The organism is Planococcus maritimus (assembly GCF_001687625.2).
In the GTDB taxonomy this organism is placed as follows: Bacteria; Bacillota; Bacilli; order Bacillales_A; family Planococcaceae; genus Planococcus; species Planococcus maritimus.
The window spans coordinates 3,191,466-3,211,538 of sequence record NZ_CP016538.2; the positions used below are offsets into that span (position 1 = coordinate 3,191,466).

Genomic DNA, 20,073 nt, shown 5'->3' on the forward strand with positions numbered 1-20,073 from the left:
CACCTCTGTTTAGTCGAATAACGAAACCAATTGTTGTGTATAAGGATGGCGTTCCGCTGAAAACAAATCGCCTTTGTCGAAGCGGTCGACGATCTCCCCCTCTTTCATGACCAGTATTTTCTGGCTTAATGCCTGAATGGCCAATAGATCGTGGGAGATGAGCAAATACGATAAATCCAATGCTTCCCGGAGATGATCCAGCAGCTTTAAGATCGACATTTGTGTCAGAACATCCAAACTCGAAGTCGGTTCATCTAACACCACAAGCGCCGGCTCTAGGCTGATCGCGCGTGCAATCGAGATACGTTGCTTCTGGCCACCGCTCAACTCATGAGGATAGCGAGACAATAGGTCCGGGGACAGTTCCACTGCTTCCATCAATTGGCGCGCCAGCTCTTCTTCACTGCCATGCTGGAAATGCGTCAACGACACTTGCGCCCCAAACTGGCGAAAAGGCTCCATTAATGAATGCCGGATTTTTAACTTCGGATTCAAAGAAGAAGCCGGATCTTGCATGACGGTTTGCAAGTGGCGGCGGTACGGGCGAATTTCCCGCTCGGACTTATTCTGTAAAGGCACACCGTCAAAAACGATTTCTCCCTCATCCAGCTGGTCCAGCTGTAAAATGCAACGAGCGAGCGTGCTTTTCCCGCATCCACTCTCACCGACAATCCCGACACATTCCTGACGTTCAATCGAGAAATGGATATCTTTTAGCACCGCAACTCCCGGCTGATAAGACTTTTGGACATTGTTCAACTGCAGTAAGCTCATGCCATGTCCTCTCCTTTCAGCAACTGGGCGGCTTCGGACAAGCTTGGCGAAGCCGCCATCAGCGAGCGGGTATAGGAATGCTGCGGCTGCGACAGAACGCTATTCTTCTCGCCTTTTTCAACGACTGTCCCTTCTTTCATGACAACGATTTGATCGGCGTATTTTCGCACATGCCGAAGATCGTGAGTGATGAACAGCATCGCACAACCCGTTTCCTGCTGCAGTTCTGCAAGTAAACCGAGTACTTTGAAAGCTGAAATGCTATCAAGTGCGGCCGTCGGTTCGTCTGCAATGACGAGCTCCGGCTTGGTTAACAGAGCTAAAGCTATCGAGCTGCGCTGAAGCTGACCGCCGCTCAATTGAAACGGGTAGCGCGTATACAATTCTGGTCGCAAACCGACTGACTCGAGCGCTCGTTCTGCCATTTCGCGCCTGCGCTTTTTCGGCAACCGGAAATGAGTTTTCAAGAATTCATCAAAATGGCGACCAATGGTGTGAAACGGCGTGAAGGAACCTTGGTAGTCTTGAAAGATGTAAGAAATGGCCGTCCCTCGCAAACGACGCATTTGTTTTCCGTCCAGCTGCAGCAAATCCACACCGTTGTAAATTGCTTTGCCGCTGGCGTTTAGATTGGGTGCAAGCAAGCGGCCGATTGCTGAAGCGGTGACGCTTTTGCCGCTGCCGCTCTGCCCGATGATCGCAAGCCATTCGCCTTTTTGGATATCAAAGGAAATATTTTTTGCGAGTGAGGCTTCTCCGGCCTGGACTGTTAAGTTTTGTACGGAAAGCAAAGTCATTCTGCCACTTCCTTTTTCACGTCAAATTTATCGCGTAAATAATCGCCAAGCAAATTGGAGAACAAGACGACCGTTACGATGGCGAGTCCCGGGTAGATCATTAAGGCAGGCACTGTCTGAAAATATGGGCGGGCTTCATTGAGCATCGCGCCCCATTCTGGTGCCGGCGGCTGTGCGCCAAGCCCAATATACGAAAGGGAAGAAATCAATAAAATGATTTTTCCCAGGTCCAGGCTCGCGAGCACGAGAATATGGCCAATCAGATGGGGAAATAAATGCTTGCGCATGATGCGCCCTTCACTCAGGCCATTGATTCTGGCCATGGTGATGTAATCCTTTTGCCGTTCCGTGACCACGGTGCTGCGGGCGAGGCGTGCGTAATTTACCCATCTAACCAACACGATCGCCAATAGCAGATTTTCGAGTCCGGCACCGAGCAAACCGCTCAGCACGATCGCGACAACCGTATCCGGGAACGCCAAAAACGCATCCGCCACTCTCATCAGGAGGCGATCAACGATACCACCTTTAAATCCGGCAATAACGCCGATCGACACGCCAATAGCTGATGCTAGTAGCAACGCCACAAAGCCATAGCCCACTGTCAATTGAAATCCAAGCAAAATGCGTGTCAGCATATCGCGGCCCAAATGATCGGTGCCAAACGGATGCTGCCAGCTCATTGGAAGCAATCGCCCATTCAAATCGACAAATTCCGGATCATGCTTCAATACGAGAAACGCATACGCCGCAATCACAGTGATTAGCAACAGGATGGCCGCTAAGGAAATTTGGGTAAGGCGTGCTTTGTAACTGGCAAATTGACTCTTCATCTTGCTCTCCCCTTTCCTTTTAAGCGCAGCTCCGGATTCAAGTAGCGATAGCACAAATCGACAAGGCTATTAAGGGCAAACACCAACATGGCCATGACGAAAATATAGCCCTGGATCATCGGGTAATCCCTGCTGCGAATGGCATCAACGACCATTTTGCCGATTCCGGGATAAGCGAAAATCACTTCAATGACCACCACGCCACCGATCAAACTGCCGAGGCTGACGCCGAAAACGGTGATGACTGGAGGCAAACTCGCGCGTAGCACATGGCTGAAGAAAATTCGCGGTTCTGGAATTCCCCGGGCACGAGCAGCTCGGATATTCTCCTGGTTCAAGGCATCGATCAAACTCGAGCGCAATAGCCGGACATAGACACTCGACATCGCAAGGCCCAACGTAATAGAGGGAAGGACGGCAGAATGCAAGCCGTCCCTCCCCATAGTCGGCAGCCACCCCAGGCGAACGCCGAACAGATCGATCAAAATAAGGCCCAGCCAAAAACTTGGAATGGCCGCTCCGATTAGTGAGACGCCGCGGCTTACCTGGTCGATCCAGCTGCCTCTGTGCAGGGCGGAAAGGGAACCGAGCGGTAAAGCAACGAGTACCATGACGAACAGCCCGCCGAGCGTCAATTCTAAAGTTGCCGGAACACCGCCTCGCAGCATGTCCATGACCGGCTGGTTGGAAATATAGGAATTTCCGAAATCCAAACGAACAAAATCGGCCAACCACTCGCCGTATTGCACAAGCAAGGGCTCGTTAAATCCCATGTCCTCGCGTAGTTGCTCCACTTGATCGGCCGAAACCGATAAATCATCGACGCGCAGGATCGATAGCACCGGATCTCCCGGAGCCATGCGGGCGAACAGGAAACTGACGAACGTAATCAGTAAGAGAAACACCGCAACTTCGACTAAACGGCGCGTGATGATCCGGATCACTTACTGCACATCCAATTCGTTCGTCAGCATATAATACTCGCTTCTCGTCGTCGTCCAATTTTTCACCTTGTCGGAGTTGTAGGCGACGAGCGTATTTGGATGCAACACAAACGAGTTGTACATCTGTTCATCGACGTAGCTAGCAATGTCTTTGGCAATATCCGAACGCTGCTCCTGTCCGACCACCTGGTTCAATTCATCAATCATCGCCGTCAGCTGTTCATCATCTGCCCCACTGAAATTCAAGGCACCTTCCGGATGATAGGTCGCGTTCAAATAATAACCCGCATCCCCGCGAGGCGCCGTTAAATTGCTGTAAGTCGCCAAATCCCAGTCACGGTTAGTAGCCATATGCTCTTCCGGTATTTCGATTTGCTCAATTACCACTTCAACACCAAGCTCACCGGCTGCTGATTGAAACACTTGGGCAATCAAAGGCAAATCAGCACGTGCGCTATACGTCAACAACGTCCATATCAACGGCTCACCGTCTTTTTGCATAACACCATCTTGCTCTGTATAGCCTGCCTGTTCCAATAGCTTGCGCGCTTCATCGATTCCATATTCTTTTTCAGGGTAATCCGGCGAAAAGGAGAAGGAAGATGGGAATGGCCCGTTTGCCACTTCCGCATGGCCGCTTAAAATTGTCTCAGCGATCATATTACGGTCAATCAGTGCATCGATTGCCCGTCGGACATGGACGTCTTTCAAGGATTCGCGTTCGAGATTCATCGTCAGCTGATGGACACGGAAAGTCGAAGTCGACTCGACCGTCACGCCTTCAATCGCTTCCAATTGCTCGACCGATTCCACTTCCGGGCGGAACACGATGTCCGCGCCTTTTGACTCCAGCGCAAGCGAACGGGCATTGGCGTCTTCGTTAAATGAAAATCTCGCTTTTTCCAGTTTTGCAGCGCCGTCCCAATAGTCTTCAAAGCGCACCAAGTCTACAGCCGTGCCAGGCGTAAATAATTCGACGGCAAACGGCCCTGTGCCGACAGGTTTATTGATGAAGTCGGTTCCGTCCACATCGATGATCGCCGTATTGGGATGCACCAGTTCGGACGGGAATTCCGGGAACGGCTTCGTCGTTTTGATGGTCAGTTCCGATGCTTCTGCTGTAATCGATTCGATGCGCAAGGCATTCTTGATAGCAATATTATCGGCCATGGCCCGTTCTAGAGAAGCTTTCACCGCTTCACCGTCCATCGCCTTGCCGTTTTGAAACTTCACGTCTCCGCGCAGCTGGAACGTCCAAGTCTGGCCATCCTCACTCGACCAGCTCTTTGCCAGCCATGGTTCAATCTCCAAAGTCTCGTCGTTCAAATAAACCAAAGTCTCGGCAATTCCTGCCCGCACCGGTACATAACTGGTGTCGACATGAGGGTCCAGTGAATTGGTCGCAAAATTAAACAATAAATTCACTTCTTTGACGTTCCCTTCCTCATTTTTTGCCGCCGAATCGGAACAGGCGGATAGCACTAGCGCCGTAACGGCGACTGTAGCAAGTAAAAGCAATAATTTCTTCATAACATCTTCTCCTTTTTAAATAACCTCGTCGAAACTGATTCGATATACAAATATTTTTTCTGAATGGCTGCTCAACATAAGCCACCAAAAGTAACCGTTACGATTTACAAAGCAAAAAAATTTCGGCCTCCTATAACAGCGGGCTAAAACATTCTATGTAGGGCAAAACTTCCGATCAGAGCGAATAGCCATGCAAACGGCATACAAAGAGTAATAATTACGATTTAAATCATATCCTTTTGTGCTTTATTGCGCAAGTGCGTTTTTAAGCTTTTATTTATTCTCAAATAAAAAAGGCTAGCTAAAACTTCAGCCTGCCCTTGTAGCGAATGCCTATGTATTTATATAGCCTTTCCGTTGTTCCGCGAAAAAGCGAGTGGTTTTTCGGTAACTTTGTTGATCATTACTCAGCTGTACTTGTAGCAGGTGCAGCAGTTAGTATGCCTACAAGCCCTCAGCAGCACATTGAAAGCATTATGCGAACATTGACTTTTAGCGATCTGCTTATATTGGAGGCTTCTTTATGTTTTGTTGTTAGCACATGCATCGCACGTAAACCGAGCTTCCAGTTTTAAATAGGCTTTGATTTCGGTGAATCCTCTTCTCTTCGGGTAGCGCATCTCGAGATGGACCGGTTCGCCGCCTTCGATCTCTTTGCCGCACACTCGGCACTTCGATGATTCATTGAACACAAGTATCCCTCCCTCTCAATCGTTATTGTTTTAACCGTTCTGATAAGCCTTCGTCGTCTGTATAAATAAACTTGCCGATTTTGCCTTTCTGGACGGACGAAAATAGGACGACGCCTTTCACTTCAGCGTGCTGCTCTTTTCCCCCTGCTTTTTGAAACGCCACCCCTGCTGTGAACGTATAGCGGTTCGCTGTCGTTTCACTCAATTCGATGTCCACTTTTTCTAAGCGCAGCTCATAGCCATAAATATCAGCCAGCCCCGGGAAATAGGTACCGAAAACTTTCATGAATTGATCCAATTCCTGATCCGTGAAATATTCTCCGTATTTTTCATTCACTTGTTGTTCAAAGGCCTCATTCACTTCAACTCCGTCCACGATTTGTTTGTTGGCCGGATTCCACATCGCCTTTAAGAATTCCTCATCAGGCCCGTTGAATTGCTGCTCCAATACCCGCTCGATCGCCGCCATTTTCGGGTCATCCGCTTTTGCTGCCAGGCACCCGCTTAAGATAACTAAAGCCAAGAGCACAGCGAGCGCAAATTTCAGTTTCCTTTCCCCTTCCTTCATACCGTCCGCCTCCTTTACCCTTAGTACGAAAAAGCCGGACACAAGTTTCAATTTTCTGTCATATAAGGGAATTCACTTGAAACCCTAAATTTTTTTCTAAAAAAATGCCTTTCAACGTGCTTACCCGAAGGTTCGCAAATTGAAAGGCGTTCATAACTTTTTTAAGTATCCAGGAAGGTCTTCCCGTTTAATTCAGTGGCCGATAAAATGAAGTGTTTCACTAATTCGACAGTGTGCGCCAAATCCTCAAGGTCCACGATTTCAATCGGTGTATGCGTATAGCGTGAAGGAATCGAGACGACACCGGACGAAACGCCTTTATGCGTCATATGAATTGCTCCAGCGTCCGTTCCAATACCCATAAAAATTTCATGCTGATACGGAATCGCTTGCTCGGTAGCCACTTTTTCCAATAGGCCCGTCACCAATGGATGTGAGATCAAGGATTTGTCCGTTAGCTTGATGCACGGCCCTGCACCGAGTTTACGGGTGCCCGTCATTAACACATCATTCGTGTCGCTTGTCGGCGTCGTATCGATCGCTAAGGCAAAATCTGGCTGCAGGTTCGCACTCAACACAGATGCACCTCGGAGTCCGACTTCTTCCTGGACGGTAAATACGAAATGAACATCGCCATGCACCAAATTTTCTTTTTGATGGAATTGGTCGATTAACTCCATCAACACCGCACAACCTGCCCGGTCATCTAAGGCTTTTCCAACAACGCGGTTTTGCTTGGCATCGCCAATGAGCTTTAATTCGCTGCCATAACTGATTGGCTGGCCGACCCTGACGCCCATTTGCGCGACTTCTTCAGGCGAAGCTGCCCCGATATCGATATAAAGCTCGCGGTGTGAGGCAATCCTCTTCGGATCATCCCATTTCACGTAATGGACAGCAAGTGTCCCGATGACGCCATGAATATAGCCGCGATCGCCTTTAATCGTCACCGGCTGGGCCAGCAAGGTGCGGTTGTCGAATCCTCCGAGCTGCTCAAAGCGCAGCGTGCCGTTCGCTTCAACCTTTTTGACGATAAAGCCGATTTCATCTGAATGCGCGGCGAGCAGGATCGACGGCAAGGAAGGATCGGTCGCTGGAATCGTCGCGATGATGTTGCCGAGCGGGTCCACCTCGCAAGACGCCACCTTGTCTTCTATTTTGCCTTTAATATAGCGCTGTACATCTTGTTCAAAGCCACTTGGCCCCACTAATCCACATAATTCCTTCAATACTTCATACACTGCGGCTCAACTCCAATTACTTAATTTGATAGATAGACATCCGTCATTAAATCGTTGCTCATCGGATGTGGATTGTAGTCTTCCACAAAATCGCTTTGCGCTAATGGCGGTGTCGTATACGCAAGCATTGTCCATGGTGCGTCTTCCTGGAACAATTGCTGGGCTTGCTGGTACAGTTCTGTACGCTTGTCCTGGTCAATCGTTTCACGCGCTTCTGTGATCAAAGACGTGAATTCATCGCTCTTGTAAAACGCAATGTTTTGCGCAGGCACTTCGGCGTTCGTTTTACTGAGATTCGGATAAAGGAAATTGTCCGGGTCCGCCATGACACCAGTCCAGCCGTACATGGCCATGCTGTGCTTGCCATTCTTCGTATCTTCTAAATAAGTTGCCCATTCAGACGACACGATTTCCGCGGTAATGCCGATTTCAGCCAAATCCGACTGAATCGCTTCCGCAATTTTCATTGGCTCCGGCAAATAAGGACGCGGATTGCTCATCGTATGCAGCTCCGTCGTAAACCCGTCTTCCAATCCCGCTTCCGCCAATAGCTTTTTCGCTTCCTCTACGTTGTAGTCGTATTTCTCAAGCGAGTCGTCATGGCTCCAAAGAGACGGTGGCAGCGGGCTTGTCGCGGGATCTGCCAATCCGTTATAAAATGCATCAACGATTTCTTCTTTATCAATCGCCATATTGATGGCCTTGCGCACTAATGGATCGTCGAACGGTTCTTTTTCCATATTGAATGCCATATACCCGATATTGAAGCTCGGGCGTTTTAGCAGCTCGATGCCTTCAGTGTCTTCCACAATCGTCGTATCGCTTGCGTTCATTCCATCCACAATATCGATTTCCCCTGTCTGCAAGGCATTCAAGCGTGCAGAGTTCTCCGGGACGACCTGATAGATGACTTGATCGAGGTAGGGTTTGCCGTCCATCCAATACTCTTCGTTTTTGGAAAGCGTGATGGTGTTATTGCGGTTCCATTCTTCGAACTTGAATGGCCCCGTCCCGACCGGATTCTCGCCGATGTCAGTCCCGTATTGTTCAATCGCTGCAGGGCTTGCGATCCCAAACATGGAAATCGCCAAATAGCTGAGGAACGGCGCAGTTTTTCGCTTCAAGACGATTTCTAGTTCATGCTCACTTGTAGCTGTCACCGATTCAATCAAGTGGTTGTCGTCTCCTTTAAATCCACCGTACAGAAATGGATAATAAGGAAAATCCCCTTCATGGTATGGGTTTTCCGGATCCATCCAGCGTTCGAAATTAAAGACCACAGCTTCTGCGTTAAAATCGGTGCCATCGTGGAACTTGACACCTTCACGCAGCTGGAACGTCCAGGTCAGACCATCTTCGCTTGAGCTATAATCCGTCGCCAGTTTCGGCTGAAGTTCCAAATTGTGGTCGTACTCCAATAATGTTTCATAAATATTGTGCGTGACCCGAATCGATTCACCGTCCGTTACATTGATTGGATCCAAACTGACCGAATCGGCGCCGCGTCCATATACTAAAGTCCCTCCGCTTTTTTCATCTTCCGATACAGCACCGGAACTACTTTTTGTCTCGTCACCTGAACATCCGGCCAGCAATGCGATGCCGAACGCGATAAAAAAATAGAACAAGTTACGCACTTTCTTCTCCATTGATTTCCGCCTCCATTCCACTCTCTTTCTCTAATACAATAAAGCGTTAGAGGAGCAAGATAATTCCAAGTATAAAGTTAGTGGAATAAATTTTCAAATCTAATTTTTCAGATATTTTAACAAATATTAAAAAAACACCCACTATTTACGCAGGTGTCGAACTCTTGAGTACATGATTAAGTTTTTTATTATTCTCTCGAAGAAGATTGATCCGCCTTCACACAATCAATCGCCACGACCAGCGAAATGATCAGATGTTCCATTGTTTCATCTAAAATATCCACTTGGTAGGTGTCTCCCCAACTGAGCCATTGCTTGCTGACCGAACCGATGACCGTTCCGTGCCGAAGAATATCAAAACTCATCTCCCACCAATTCCCTTGTACATCGATGCCTTCTGCTTCAATGGCGTAGCGAGGCTTAAAAAAAGTAAATTCTTTTTTAATCATGACCGATTCCCGACCATCCACTTCCACAAAAAATGTTGGCAGAAAACTGAACGTCTTTTTCGTGATCATTCCGATTTCCTGATTTTCAGTATCTAAGATTGAAAAGGTTTTGGGAATTTTGAAAAAGCTGCCTTCTATAAAATATTGATCCCTTTCCTGTTCGTCTTTAACCGTGAATTTTTCGCTCAAGCTAAATATTTTTTGCTTAATGAATAATTGTTTCATCCTGACTCCCTTTCTGTTTTACCTTCTTAACCAGTAAAAATGTCGAAATCACATGTAGTTCCACGTGAAACATCGTTCACTGCTTATACTTTTACTATTCCCCTGAATCCTCTTGCAGCATAATAAGAATCGGCTCCATTGTGATAAACAAAAACTTGTCCGTATCGGCAGTCGCCGAAAATCGCTCCTCCGCGTTCTCGAATTTCCTCGGGTGTCTCTAACCAACTCGAGGTCTTTAAGTCAAACTCTTCCAAAGTCTGGAGAGTGCGGTATTGATCTTCTGTCAATAATTCGATGCCGAGTTCAACGGCCATATCGACTGCCGAACTTTCTGGTTTGTTCTTTTTACGCGATTCCAGCGCTGCTCGGTCGTAGCATAGGCTTCTGCGTCCTGTAGGGCTTTCTTTTGAACAATCACAAAACAAGAACATCCCGGTTTCCACTTCATAGCCAACCACATCGGGCTCCCCGCCGGTTTCTTCCATGCGATGCAAAACCGCTAACTTCTCTGGGTTTTCGTTCAGCTTCAAGAGAATATTGTCCCAGCCCATTTTCTCGTGGCGCTGTTCATTTTGTTCAAAGCGTTGTTTCAAAATCCCGAGCAATTCTTCGCTTTGTTGCTCCGTAAAGCCTTGTCCGTGCGCACCCATCTAAACTCCTCCTTCATAAACTTATATTCTTGAAACTCCGTTCTGCCTAGCGTTCGCCCTCTCTTTACTTTTGACACTTTGCACGCTTTCTCCTGCTTATCGACTCTCGCCCATTTTAATGAATTCAAAAAGCGTTTTTTGATGAGTTCTCGGTATAAAATCAGCTTTCACAGGGACTGTCGCAAGTTTCAGGCTGCTCTCTATAAAAAAGTGGGCTTAGCCTCAGCTAAACCCACTTGATGATTTCATTAACTTTTACATACTATAACGACAGCCCGTAAGACGGCTTTATTTACTTCTAATAACAACGATTTCTACGACCGGGCCATCTTCTGTTTCAGCAGAATACGTAATTTTATAGTTTTCGACGTAATGGATATTCAAATAATACTGAGTTTCCGATTCGTCGTATCCTACTTCGCCTTTTGCTCCCAGAATTTCATCAATTTCTCCAAATGTCATGCCAATGCGGGTATCGAAAACAGAGATATCCGGATTCCCGATATAAAATCCTTTCGCCACATTCTGGTCATCCAAGAAATAACCGTCCTCTTTGTTAAATACGACAAGTCGGCTTCCAAGAAAGAAATCATCGTAAGTCGGTTGTCCATAATGCTCAATTAAATCCGCTAGAGGCGTTCCGAGTCGTAGCGGCATCGTAATGCCCATTTGATCTGCAGGCACCGCTTGCTCATCTTCGCCAGTGGCAGCAGTCTCGGCTTCTGCTTCTTCTTCCTCCTCCTGAACTTCTTCCGTTTCTTCCATTTCTGCGTCGTCTTCCGATTCTTCTGTTTCACCGGAGCCATCCGAAGCAGTTGTTGCTATATCGGCTTTTTCACTAGTTGCCGGATTTTCAGCAATGGGATCTCCAGTTCCACATCCTGCCATGAGCAAAGCGGAACTGAGCACCCCTATGCTCAAACTCTTTTGGTACACACTTTTTCTTTTCGGCAATGCAATCCTCTCCCTACTGTTTTTCAAATAAAAACCCGTGGCATCGTCGGATAAGCTGCGCGAAAAATTTATTCTAAGGTGATTGCTCTTATTTCCAGTTTACCATTAAACCCAACAAGAAATTACATTTTTCTGAAATCTTTTTCGGGAAGCGAAATTCCTGCATAAAAAAACTGGCCAGCACGAAGCTGACCAGTTTATCCATTGATTTAGTTCTGCAAATCGAAACGATCGGCATTCATGACTTTGTTCCATGCTTTGATGAAGTCGCGGACGAATCTTTCTTTGTTGTCGTCTTGAGCATATACTTCAGCAATTGCACGCAAGATGGAGTTCGAGCCAAATACTAGGTCGATACGCGTTGCAGTGCCGGCTGATTCGCCTGTTGCAAGGTTTTTGCCTTCGTATTTGTTGAACTCTACCGGTGACCATTCGATGTCCATATCCAATAGCTTCGTGAAGAAGTCGTTGGTCAAGACGCCAACGTTATCAGTCAAGACGCCTGCTGTAGAACCTTCGTGGTTTGCGCCAAGTGCGCGCATGCCGCCGACAAGAGCAGTCATTTCCGGAGCTGTCAGGCCAAGCAATTGTGCTTTATCCAACAACATTTCTTCCGGGCTCGTTGCGTATTCTTTCTTGTGGAAGTTTCTGAAACCGTCAGATAGTGGCTCAAGAACTTTGAAGCTTTCAGCATCCGTCTGCTCTTCAAGAGCGTCTCCGCGGCCTTGTGCGAATGGAACTTCGATATCGAAGCCAGCTGCTTTCACTGCTTGTTCGATCGCTGCGTTACCGCCAAGGACGATCAAGTCAGCGATGCTCACTTTATCGCCTGTTTCTGCTTTCAATTCCTCATAGAAGCTGAGCACTTTTTCCAATTCTTGCGGCTCGTTAGCATCCCAGCTGCGCTGAGGTGCAAAGCGGATACGCGCTCCGTTGGCACCGCCGCGTTTGTCTGAACCGCGGTATGTGCTGGCAGAAGCCCACGCTGTTTTGACAAGCTGCTGCGGGTTAATACCGCTCTCGAGGATTTTCGCTTTCAGTTCATCGAGTTCTTTGTCTTTCAACGTTGCTGGCGCTGCTGGTGTTGGATCTTGCCAAATTAACTCTTCTTCTGGAACTTCTGGTCCCCAGTAGCGGACTTTCGGGCCCATATCGCGGTGAAGAAGTTTGAACCAGGCACGCGCAAACGCATCTTGGAACTCGTCCATGTTTTCATAATAACGGCGAGAGATTTTTTCGTATTCTGGATCTACGCGAAGCGCCATATCAGCAGTTGTCATCATTGTTTTCACTTTGATCGAAGAATCTTCTGCATCTGGTGCCATCTGGCCTTCGGATAGATCTACTGCTGTCCATTGGTAAGCGCCGGCAGGAGATTTTGTCAATTCCCACTCATAGCCTAGCAATTGCTCGTAATAGCCGTTATCCCATTGAGTCGGATTAGCCGTCCATGCCCCTTCGATACCACTTGAAATCGTGTCGCGGCCTTTTCCAGAGCCGTGTGTGCTCTTCCAGCCAATGCCCATGTTTTCCATGACTGCCGCTTCCGGATCGTCACCTACGTTGGAAGGATCTCCAGCGCCGTGTGCTTTACCGAATGTGTGGCCGCCTGCGATCAAGGCAACCGTTTCTTCGTCGTTCATCCCCATACGGGAGAAGGTTTCACGGATATCTCTTGCACTTGCAAGTGGATCCGGTTTGCCGTTTGGTCCTTCTGGATTTACATAGATCAAGCCCATTTCAACGGCTGCCAACGGGTTTTCCAATTCGCGGTCGCCTGAATAACGGTTATCCGTCAACCACTCTTTTTCATTACCCCAGTAGACGTCTTCTTCAGGCGCCCAAATATCTTCACGGCCTGCGCCGAATCCGAAGGTTTTGAAGCCCATGGATTCAAGTGCCACGTTGCCTGTTAGGACAAGCAAGTCAGCCCATGAAATTTTGTTTCCGTATTTTTTCTTGATCGGCCAAAGCAAACGGCGCGCTTTGTCCAAGTTGACGTTATCCGGCCAGCTGTTAAGCGGCGCGAAACGTTGGTTGCCTGTAGAACCGCCTCCGCGGCCGTCCATTGTGCGGTAAGTACCCGCAGCGTGCCAAGACATACGGATGAACAATCCGCCGTAATGGCCGTAATCCGCTGGCCACCAATCCTGGCTGTCGGTCATCAAGTCACGAAGATCTTGTTTTAATGCATCGTAATCCAATTTCTCGAATTCCGTTTGGTAGTCAAATTCGTCCCCTAGAGGGTTTGTTTTCGTATCATGCTGGTGCAAAATGTTGATATTCAACATATTCGGCCACCAGTCTTTATTTTGTGTTTTGCCTGGTTTATTCGAAGTCGTGATGGCGCTATCCTGATGTCCACCTGTTTGGCTCGTCGGTTGGCCGCTTCCTGCTCCCGTGAATGGGCATTGTGCATCTGATGCTGCAGTGTGGCGCTTTTGGTCGTTGTTATCCATCTGTTAAAAACCTCCTAATGAATGTATTGCTAGTTAATGCTCACGTGGTTTAAAGCAATCAACTACGTATAATCATTCTTACATTAGAATTATACTAAACTAGAACCGAACTGAACAGCAATATGGTAAAAAACACGATACTTTTTTTGCAGCCCTCTGCAACTCGCGCTTTTTCAATAACTGGCACAGACTTTGTTTCGGCCTGTTCGCTTCGCTCTATACAAATACTCATCTGCTTTTTCAACAATATGAGCGGTATCAGCCACAGTTTCTGGGTAGGTGGCAACGCCGATTGAGATGGTAATGGAGATGGAATGGCTTGGAGATACTCTGAATTTATGGTTTTCGACTGCCTTCCTGATGTTTTCTGCAATAACAATTGCTTTTTCATGCGGACAGTCTGGAAGAATAACGGAGAATTCCTCTCCGCCATTTCTTGAAACGATATCTACTGAGCGGCTGGCGCTTTTCAACACTTTGCCGAGCTCAATTAGAATTTTGTCTCCCACCGGATGCCCATAAGTATCGTTGACCGTTTTGAAATGGTCGATATCAACGATCAGCAACGATAATTTTTCATCTTTCTCAACGGCACTCCGAATCAGTTCATTCCAAATTGCATCAAATTGACGGACGTTGTTCAAGCCTGTCAGGAAGTCAGTAGTCGACTCTTGTTCGTATTTCATTAACAGGTATTGGGTTTTCCGAATGTATTCCACGAAAAAAATTGCGGTGATGCCGCCAACAATTGAGACCAGCCAATAAGACGGCAGTAAGTCCCTCAATATTACGGGATCCTGTATAAGCACGGTGATGATGATGCTGAAGACAATATTGGAGAAAATAATCATCACAAATCCCATTTGATAGGGAGTTGCACGCTGCTGACGGCTGCTAAAAAATTTCCGGATCGCCAGAAAGCCGATGATTAAAATAACCATTAAAATCGTTGCAGCCAGTGCAGAGGTATTGACCCCGAGCAAAAAGCGTCCCAGGATAATGAGCACCGCACTGAGCATCGCTTGTGGCGGCCCTAGGAAAATCAGCAAGAGCATGACCGGGATAAAGCGTAAATCGACAATCGTTTCGGTACCTACTTGAATGGAAAAATACATTAGCAACAGTCCTAAGAGGCCACCGGCAAACCCATCAATCGCGATCGCCTTTTTAGCAGGCATAGTCTCCAGGCCGATTCTGTTCCTCAATTGCAAATAAATGAAAATCAATGCAATGAGCACAGACAAATTGATAAACAAATCTTCAAATAACAATAGCAATGCGTATTCTCCCCTCAGCGGCAAATGGCTCTTTTCTATTTTACGATCACAGGCTTCGCGTCCTATCATTGTTTCTGACTATAAAACTGAAGCGTGTGGTTTGCAGGTCTTTCTCAACCCTTACACTTATTTTACTTCAAAATCGATTTTTTAGTTTCTTTTGTATGTAAATTTGTTAGATATTTCATTTTCTCTACTCTCATTTTCAAGTCCACACTCATATTCGCAAAGTTCTACCTTTGTTAGGTGGATATTTCTACTTTTGTTAGGTAGATATTTCTACCTTTGTTAGGTAGAAGTTTGCGAGGATGAAAACTCATCAGGAAACCGTGGTCTCCACTGAAAACCGAAAAAGGCATCTTCTCTGTTTTCGTAAACAGGAAGATGCCTTTTTATGCATATAATGAATTCTTTGCAGCATCAGCTGGGGCGACGGTCACCCGTTCGATCCATTCTAAGGACTTGGCAACGATGACATCCAACTCGTAGTCCATTGACGCAATATGGTAGGAGTTATGCAGTTCATGCTTGCCCGCCTGTTCTGAACTGATCTTGCCGAGAAGGTAATCGGTGTTAGAAGGCGGCACGACATGGTCTTCAAGTGACTTGAAACACAAGACCGGGCAGCGAACTTCGCCAAGTTTTGCGCGGACAGCATCCAGATAGCCGAGCAATTGCTGATACGCTTTGACCGGCGCCTGCTCATAAGTGATTTCCACCGCGTCCACTTTTTTGATATCGGGCGCATCTTCTGTGACGTAAGTGTGGGCCGGCTGATGGCGGAAAGTTTCAAACTGGGGAATATCGATCGCCGGATTGATCAACGCGATCCCTTCAATTTCAGGATGGCGACTGGCCAGATCCAAACTTAAAGTGCCCCCCATTGATTGCCCGACGACAAAGACCTTTGCGCACGATTTTCTGAGTTCGGTATAGGCCCGCTCGACAGTCCCGAACCAGTCGTCATAAGAAAACTGTTCCAGATCCTTGTAATGAGTACCATGGCCCGGCAACCGTGGACAGGAAACCGTATAGCCTTGTTTTCCGAGCGCTTCGCCTAACTCTCTGACGCTTTGCGGCGTGCCAAGAAAACCATGGCACAATAAGATGCCGATGCTATGGCCTTTCAGAAAGAAAGCTTCCGCCCCTTCTATGACAGGATATTGTTCGTTCATGCAAGCCCTCCTCCAGTAATTTCAAAATAAAGCCAATTAGTTTCAGCCTTCAGTGCAACGAGTCAAAAAGCTTATTCATATTAGACTATATTTAAAACCTACTTGTCAACTAGGTTTTAAAAACCAGACGAGCAGGCGATGCTTTAAACTTCCGAAGCCTTCCCTTGGCGCGCCCACGACGCGATCGCTGCAATATCAGCGGGCGTCGTGCTGCAACAGCCGCCGATAATGTCAGCACCCGCTTGATACCAGGCTTTCGAATTGGCTGAAAACGCACTGGCCGATGGTTCTTCGCTCCAGGTTTTGCTTACCGGGTCGTAAGTGGCGCCGGAATTTGGATAGACGATGACCGGTTTCGAAGACGTGCTTTTCACTTCCTGGATCAAGGATTCGATAAACTGCGGCGCTGTGCAATTAATGCCGATCGCCGCCACTTGCGGTTGTTCCTCGAGCCATTTCGCACAATCCGCAATCAGCTTCCCGTCGCTGATATGGAACTCATCTTTCGCGCTGAATGTGAACCAGGCTGACACTTGCGGAAATTCTTCCAGCACGCTCACGATCGCTTTCGCTTCCACTAGGCAAGGCAAAGTTTCACAGGCCAAAATATCCGCCCCTGCTTCCACCAGCACCCGGATGCGCTCTCTATGAAATGTGGCCAATTGCTCTTCGCCGATTGCATAGCCGCCGCGGTATTCGGAACCGTCCGATAAAAACGCGCCATACGGGCCGACAGATGCCGCCACTAAAGGCTTCGGCCTGTCCGTTCGATTCGCCGCATCGTCCCAAAACTCATCGCGCGCTTGCGTCGCCAATTGGACGGACTTCGCGATCAACGCGATCGCTTGTGATTCTGTCAGCCCTCTTTCCCGGTAGCCTTCAATGGTCGCCTGGTAACTGGCTGTAATGGCACAGTCCGCCCCCGCCTGGAAATAATCCGCATGCACTTGCTTGATTAACTCCGGTTTTTCCATCAATATTTTCGCTGACCATAAGGAATCATTCAAATTGCATCCATAGTTTTCAAGCTCTGTCGCCATGGCCCCGTCCACGATCAGGACCGGGAACTCGTTCAATACCTGTTCAATCGGGTTCATCCCAAACCATCCTTCCGCTCTCAGTCGTTTCACTTTATTCCCTCAGCCTTGGACGGCTTTTCCTAAAAATTGTCTCGTTCTTTCGACGGCGGGCTCGGTGAAGATTTGCTCAGCCGTTCCTTGCTCGATGATGACGCCGTCTTCCATAAAGATGACGCGGTCCGAAATTTCCCGCGCAAAACTCAATTCATGGGTCACGATGAACATCGTTTTTCCGGTGTCCGCGACGCGGCGGATGGTGGCCAATACTTCATCGACCAGTTCGGGGTCCAAGGAAGACGTTGGTTCGTCGAATAACAGCACTTCAGGATCCAAAGCGAGCGCCCGGGCGATGCCGACGCGCTGTTGCTGGCCGCCGGATAATTGGGCGGGGTAATGGCTCAGTTTATTCGACAAGCCGACTTGTTCCAGCATCTCGATGCTTTTCTTGTCAGCCGTGTTTTTTTTCATCCGCTTAACGCTCGTCAAACCGACGGAGACATTTTGTAGCACGGTCAGATTCTTGAACAGGTTGTATTGCTGGAACACCATCCCTGTTGCTGTTCTGAGCGCGAAGACTTCTTTTTTCTTAGCGGCCGCCGCATCCACCCGCTTTCCACCGATTTCCACGATGCCGCTCGTCGGATCTTCCAGAAAATTGATGCAGCGCAACAGCGTCGACTTCCCAGAACCGCTTGGCCCGAGGACCGCCACCACTTCGCCTTTTTCGACGGTTAAATCGATGCCTTTCAACACATGCTGGCGGTCGTAATATTTATGCAAGTTCTCTAATTTAATCATCAAGCAATCCCTCTTTCATATCTGCGTGCACGCTTCTCGATCTTCACCAATAAGCGCTCGACGGCAATGCACAAGATCCAATAGACGATCGAGACGGCGATATACACTTCAAAGAACGCCAAACCCCGGGAGCCGAGGATTTTTGCCTGCCCCATGATATCGATGACGCCGATGATGAACACGAGCGAAGTGTCTTTGATGGTGCTGATGAACATATTGCCAAGGTTCGGGATCGCTACCGTCAGAGCTTGCGGAAAGACGATCTTCAGCATCATCTGAACAGGCGTCATGCCAATCGCTTTGGCGGCTTCGAACTGCCCGCGGTCGACCGATTCGATTGCCGAACGGATCGTCTCGGATAGATACGCGCCCAAATTGATGGAAAAGGCCATCAGCGCATAGAATTCCGGGGCAATGCTATTGACATCCGCCGACTGAAGCCAGCCGTATTCGCTCTGAAGAAAATAAATGATTTTCGGAATCCCGTAAAACACCAGGTAAATCTGAACCAATAAAGGCGTCCCTCGGATAAAGGAGATATAGATCGACGTGATGACGCTCAGCACAGGCACTTTGTAGATTTTGATCAATGCCGCAGCCACGCCGATGAGTAAACTCAATAGCAGCGAGCCGACTGCGATGCCGATCGTAACCGGCAGCCTGGAGAGGATGGCGGGAAAGCTCTCGATTAAGAAATTCACATCCAGTAAGTTTTCCATTGTCTCTGTCCTTCCGCTAGCTTATTCAGGGATGTAGTCGCCGCCGGTCCATTTCTCGGACAGTTCGGACAAGGTGCCGTCTTCTTTCAGCTGTTTCAAGATCGGGTCAATCAAGGCCTTCAATTCCTGGCCTTTTTCTTCGTCTTTCAAGACGATTCCCATGTCGTCATTGACTAAGGATTGGCCGACAATCTCCACGCCGAGTTCATTTTTTTCCAGTACCGCGTTCATCATGATCGGGTCGTTGACGTATGCGTCGACACGGCCGTTCTGCACATCCTGCAGAATTTCCGACGGGTTACCGCTTTCGCTGTATTTCAATTCAATCGGCTCGGCGGCGGTTTCGTTATATTCCTCCAGCAATAAGGTGTAAGAATCGCCCGCCAACGCCCCGACCGCTTTGCCTTCCAAATCTTCAATCGTTTGGATGTCTTCGCGGCCTTCTTTTACTGCAATGACCGTTTCCGCTGCGAAATACGATTCATCGGTGAACAAATACTTTTCTTGGCGTTCCGGCGTTTTCGCCACTTGGTCGGCGATGGCCTGGATTTTATTCGACTCGAGTGCGAGGAACATGCTGTCCCACGGCACAGCGACATATTCGAACGTGTAGCCGTCCAATTGTTCATCGACGGCTTTCATCATGTCCACGTCGTAGCCCGTCAATTGGTTGGCGTCATCCGCGAAAGCGAAAGGCGGATAGTCATTTTGTGTCCCAACGCGTATCACTTGGTCTCCGTCAGCGTTTGCTGTCTCTCCCGACGAACAGCCGGCTAGTGCCCCGGCAAGCCCCACTAAGCAGGCGGTTGCGATTACGTAAGCATTTCTTTTCATGGTTCAAGCTCCTTTTTGAATGCGATTTTTTATGGTTTCAGTAGACTTCCTGGCCTTTTTCAAGCGCCCTTCCCGTTTTTGGATGCAAAAAAGCCTCTTTCAATAGGAAAGAGGCTTTGACCAATTTCTTATCTCTCAGAATGAATACATCCTGCAGGAATTAGCACCTCTCATGAACATGATGGTTGCTGGACGTCATAGGGCCTGTCCCTCAGTCTCTCTGGATAAGTTATTTAATTTTTTTAACATATTAACGATAGTATTTGAGATAGCCCTTGCTGTCAAACTCTTTTTGAAAATAAATCAAAATTCCGCATAAAAATTCAGGAGGAAATTGACAAAGCCTGCCGGATTGCATACCATCGATTTAATATTCCATTGCTGCCGGGCTTCGGGGCGGCATGTATCCAATACAAGAGCGGAGTG

The 20,073-nt window shown here is 48.0% G+C and carries 19 protein-coding genes and 1 riboswitch; all 19 genes read right to left on the minus strand.

What is annotated here, in order from left to right; translation table 11 throughout:
* Positions 1 to 9 precede the first annotated feature (9 nt).
* The 19 genes from BBI11_RS15790 to BBI11_RS15880 all read right to left on the minus strand — a co-directional run bounded on the left by BBI11_RS15790 (position 10) and on the right by BBI11_RS15880 (position 19,647).
* A complete protein-coding gene (locus tag BBI11_RS15790) occupies positions 10 to 774 on the minus strand; it encodes an ABC transporter ATP-binding protein (protein ID WP_068459346.1) in 765 nt (254 codons plus the stop codon).
* The gene (locus BBI11_RS15795; protein ID WP_068459348.1) at positions 771 to 1,571 is read right to left on the minus strand and encodes an ABC transporter ATP-binding protein; all 801 of its coding nucleotides are present in this window, start codon (positions 1,569 to 1,571) and stop codon (positions 771 to 773) included. Before BBI11_RS15795 ends, BBI11_RS15790 begins: the two co-directional genes overlap by 4 nt.
* Positions 1,568 to 2,404, minus strand: a complete 837-nt coding sequence (nikC, locus tag BBI11_RS15800) for a nickel transporter permease (protein WP_068459350.1) — start codon at positions 2,402 to 2,404, stop codon at positions 1,568 to 1,570. The genes BBI11_RS15795 and nikC overlap by 4 nt, the downstream gene beginning before the upstream one ends.
* Entirely contained in the window at positions 2,401 to 3,348 is a 948-nt protein-coding gene (nikB, locus tag BBI11_RS15805; protein ID WP_068459353.1) for a nickel ABC transporter permease, read from the minus strand. The genes nikC and nikB overlap by 4 nt, the downstream gene beginning before the upstream one ends.
* Entirely contained in the window at positions 3,349 to 4,878 is a 1,530-nt protein-coding gene (nikA, locus tag BBI11_RS15810) for a nickel ABC transporter substrate-binding protein (RefSeq protein ID WP_068459354.1), read from the minus strand.
* Between the two features lie 521 nt (positions 4,879 to 5,399).
* Positions 5,400 to 5,570: a Fe3+ hydroxamate ABC transporter substrate-binding protein gene (locus tag BBI11_RS15815; RefSeq protein WP_068459357.1), complete on the minus strand. Its 171-nt coding sequence runs from the start codon at positions 5,568 to 5,570 to the stop codon at positions 5,400 to 5,402.
* Between the two features lie 22 nt (positions 5,571 to 5,592).
* Positions 5,593 to 6,138 (minus strand): hypothetical protein, encoded by a 546-nt coding sequence (locus BBI11_RS15820; RefSeq protein WP_068459358.1) that lies wholly within the window; start codon positions 6,136 to 6,138, stop codon positions 5,593 to 5,595.
* A 161-nt stretch (positions 6,139 to 6,299) separates the two neighbouring features.
* Entirely contained in the window at positions 6,300 to 7,379 is a 1,080-nt protein-coding gene (locus BBI11_RS15825; RefSeq protein WP_068459360.1) for a M42 family metallopeptidase, read from the minus strand.
* Between the two features lie 20 nt (positions 7,380 to 7,399).
* Complete coding sequence (locus tag BBI11_RS15830; protein WP_068459362.1) at positions 7,400 to 9,028, minus strand: ABC transporter substrate-binding protein; 1,629 nt, start codon at positions 9,026 to 9,028, stop codon at positions 7,400 to 7,402.
* Positions 9,029 to 9,216: 188 nt separating this feature from the next.
* A complete protein-coding gene (locus BBI11_RS15835) occupies positions 9,217 to 9,702 on the minus strand; it encodes an LURP-one-related/scramblase family protein (RefSeq protein WP_068459364.1) in 486 nt (161 codons plus the stop codon).
* An 83-nt stretch (positions 9,703 to 9,785) separates the two neighbouring features.
* The gene (locus tag BBI11_RS15840; RefSeq protein WP_068459365.1) at positions 9,786 to 10,352 is read right to left on the minus strand and encodes a DUF4256 domain-containing protein; all 567 of its coding nucleotides are present in this window, start codon (positions 10,350 to 10,352) and stop codon (positions 9,786 to 9,788) included.
* Between the two features lie 288 nt (positions 10,353 to 10,640).
* Positions 10,641 to 11,288, minus strand: coding sequence for a hypothetical protein (locus BBI11_RS15845; protein WP_208597163.1), 648 nt, complete (start codon positions 11,286 to 11,288; stop codon positions 10,641 to 10,643).
* A 227-nt stretch (positions 11,289 to 11,515) separates the two neighbouring features.
* On the minus strand, positions 11,516 to 13,765 hold the full coding sequence (gene katG / locus BBI11_RS15850) for a catalase/peroxidase HPI (protein WP_068459369.1): 2,250 nt from the start codon (positions 13,763 to 13,765) through the stop codon (positions 11,516 to 11,518).
* 173 nt (positions 13,766 to 13,938) lie between these two features.
* A complete protein-coding gene (locus tag BBI11_RS15855; RefSeq protein ID WP_237150296.1) occupies positions 13,939 to 15,042 on the minus strand; it encodes a GGDEF domain-containing protein in 1,104 nt (367 codons plus the stop codon).
* A 392-nt stretch (positions 15,043 to 15,434) separates the two neighbouring features.
* A complete protein-coding gene (locus BBI11_RS15860; protein WP_068459371.1) occupies positions 15,435 to 16,217 on the minus strand; it encodes an alpha/beta hydrolase in 783 nt (260 codons plus the stop codon).
* 143 nt (positions 16,218 to 16,360) lie between these two features.
* Positions 16,361 to 17,314, minus strand: a complete 954-nt coding sequence (mmuM, locus tag BBI11_RS15865) for a homocysteine S-methyltransferase (protein ID WP_068459373.1) — start codon at positions 17,312 to 17,314, stop codon at positions 16,361 to 16,363.
* Between the two features lie 42 nt (positions 17,315 to 17,356).
* Entirely contained in the window at positions 17,357 to 18,094 is a 738-nt protein-coding gene (locus BBI11_RS15870) for an amino acid ABC transporter ATP-binding protein (protein WP_068459375.1), read from the minus strand.
* A complete protein-coding gene (locus BBI11_RS15875; protein ID WP_068459376.1) occupies positions 18,094 to 18,813 on the minus strand; it encodes an amino acid ABC transporter permease in 720 nt (239 codons plus the stop codon). The genes BBI11_RS15870 and BBI11_RS15875 overlap by 1 nt, the downstream gene beginning before the upstream one ends.
* A 21-nt stretch (positions 18,814 to 18,834) precedes the next feature.
* Positions 18,835 to 19,647, minus strand: coding sequence for a transporter substrate-binding domain-containing protein (locus BBI11_RS15880; protein WP_068459379.1), 813 nt, complete (start codon positions 19,645 to 19,647; stop codon positions 18,835 to 18,837).
* Positions 19,648 to 19,772: 125 nt separating this feature from the next.
* Positions 19,773 to 19,878, minus strand: a riboswitch (SAM riboswitch).
* Positions 19,879 to 20,073: the final 195 nt, after the last annotated feature.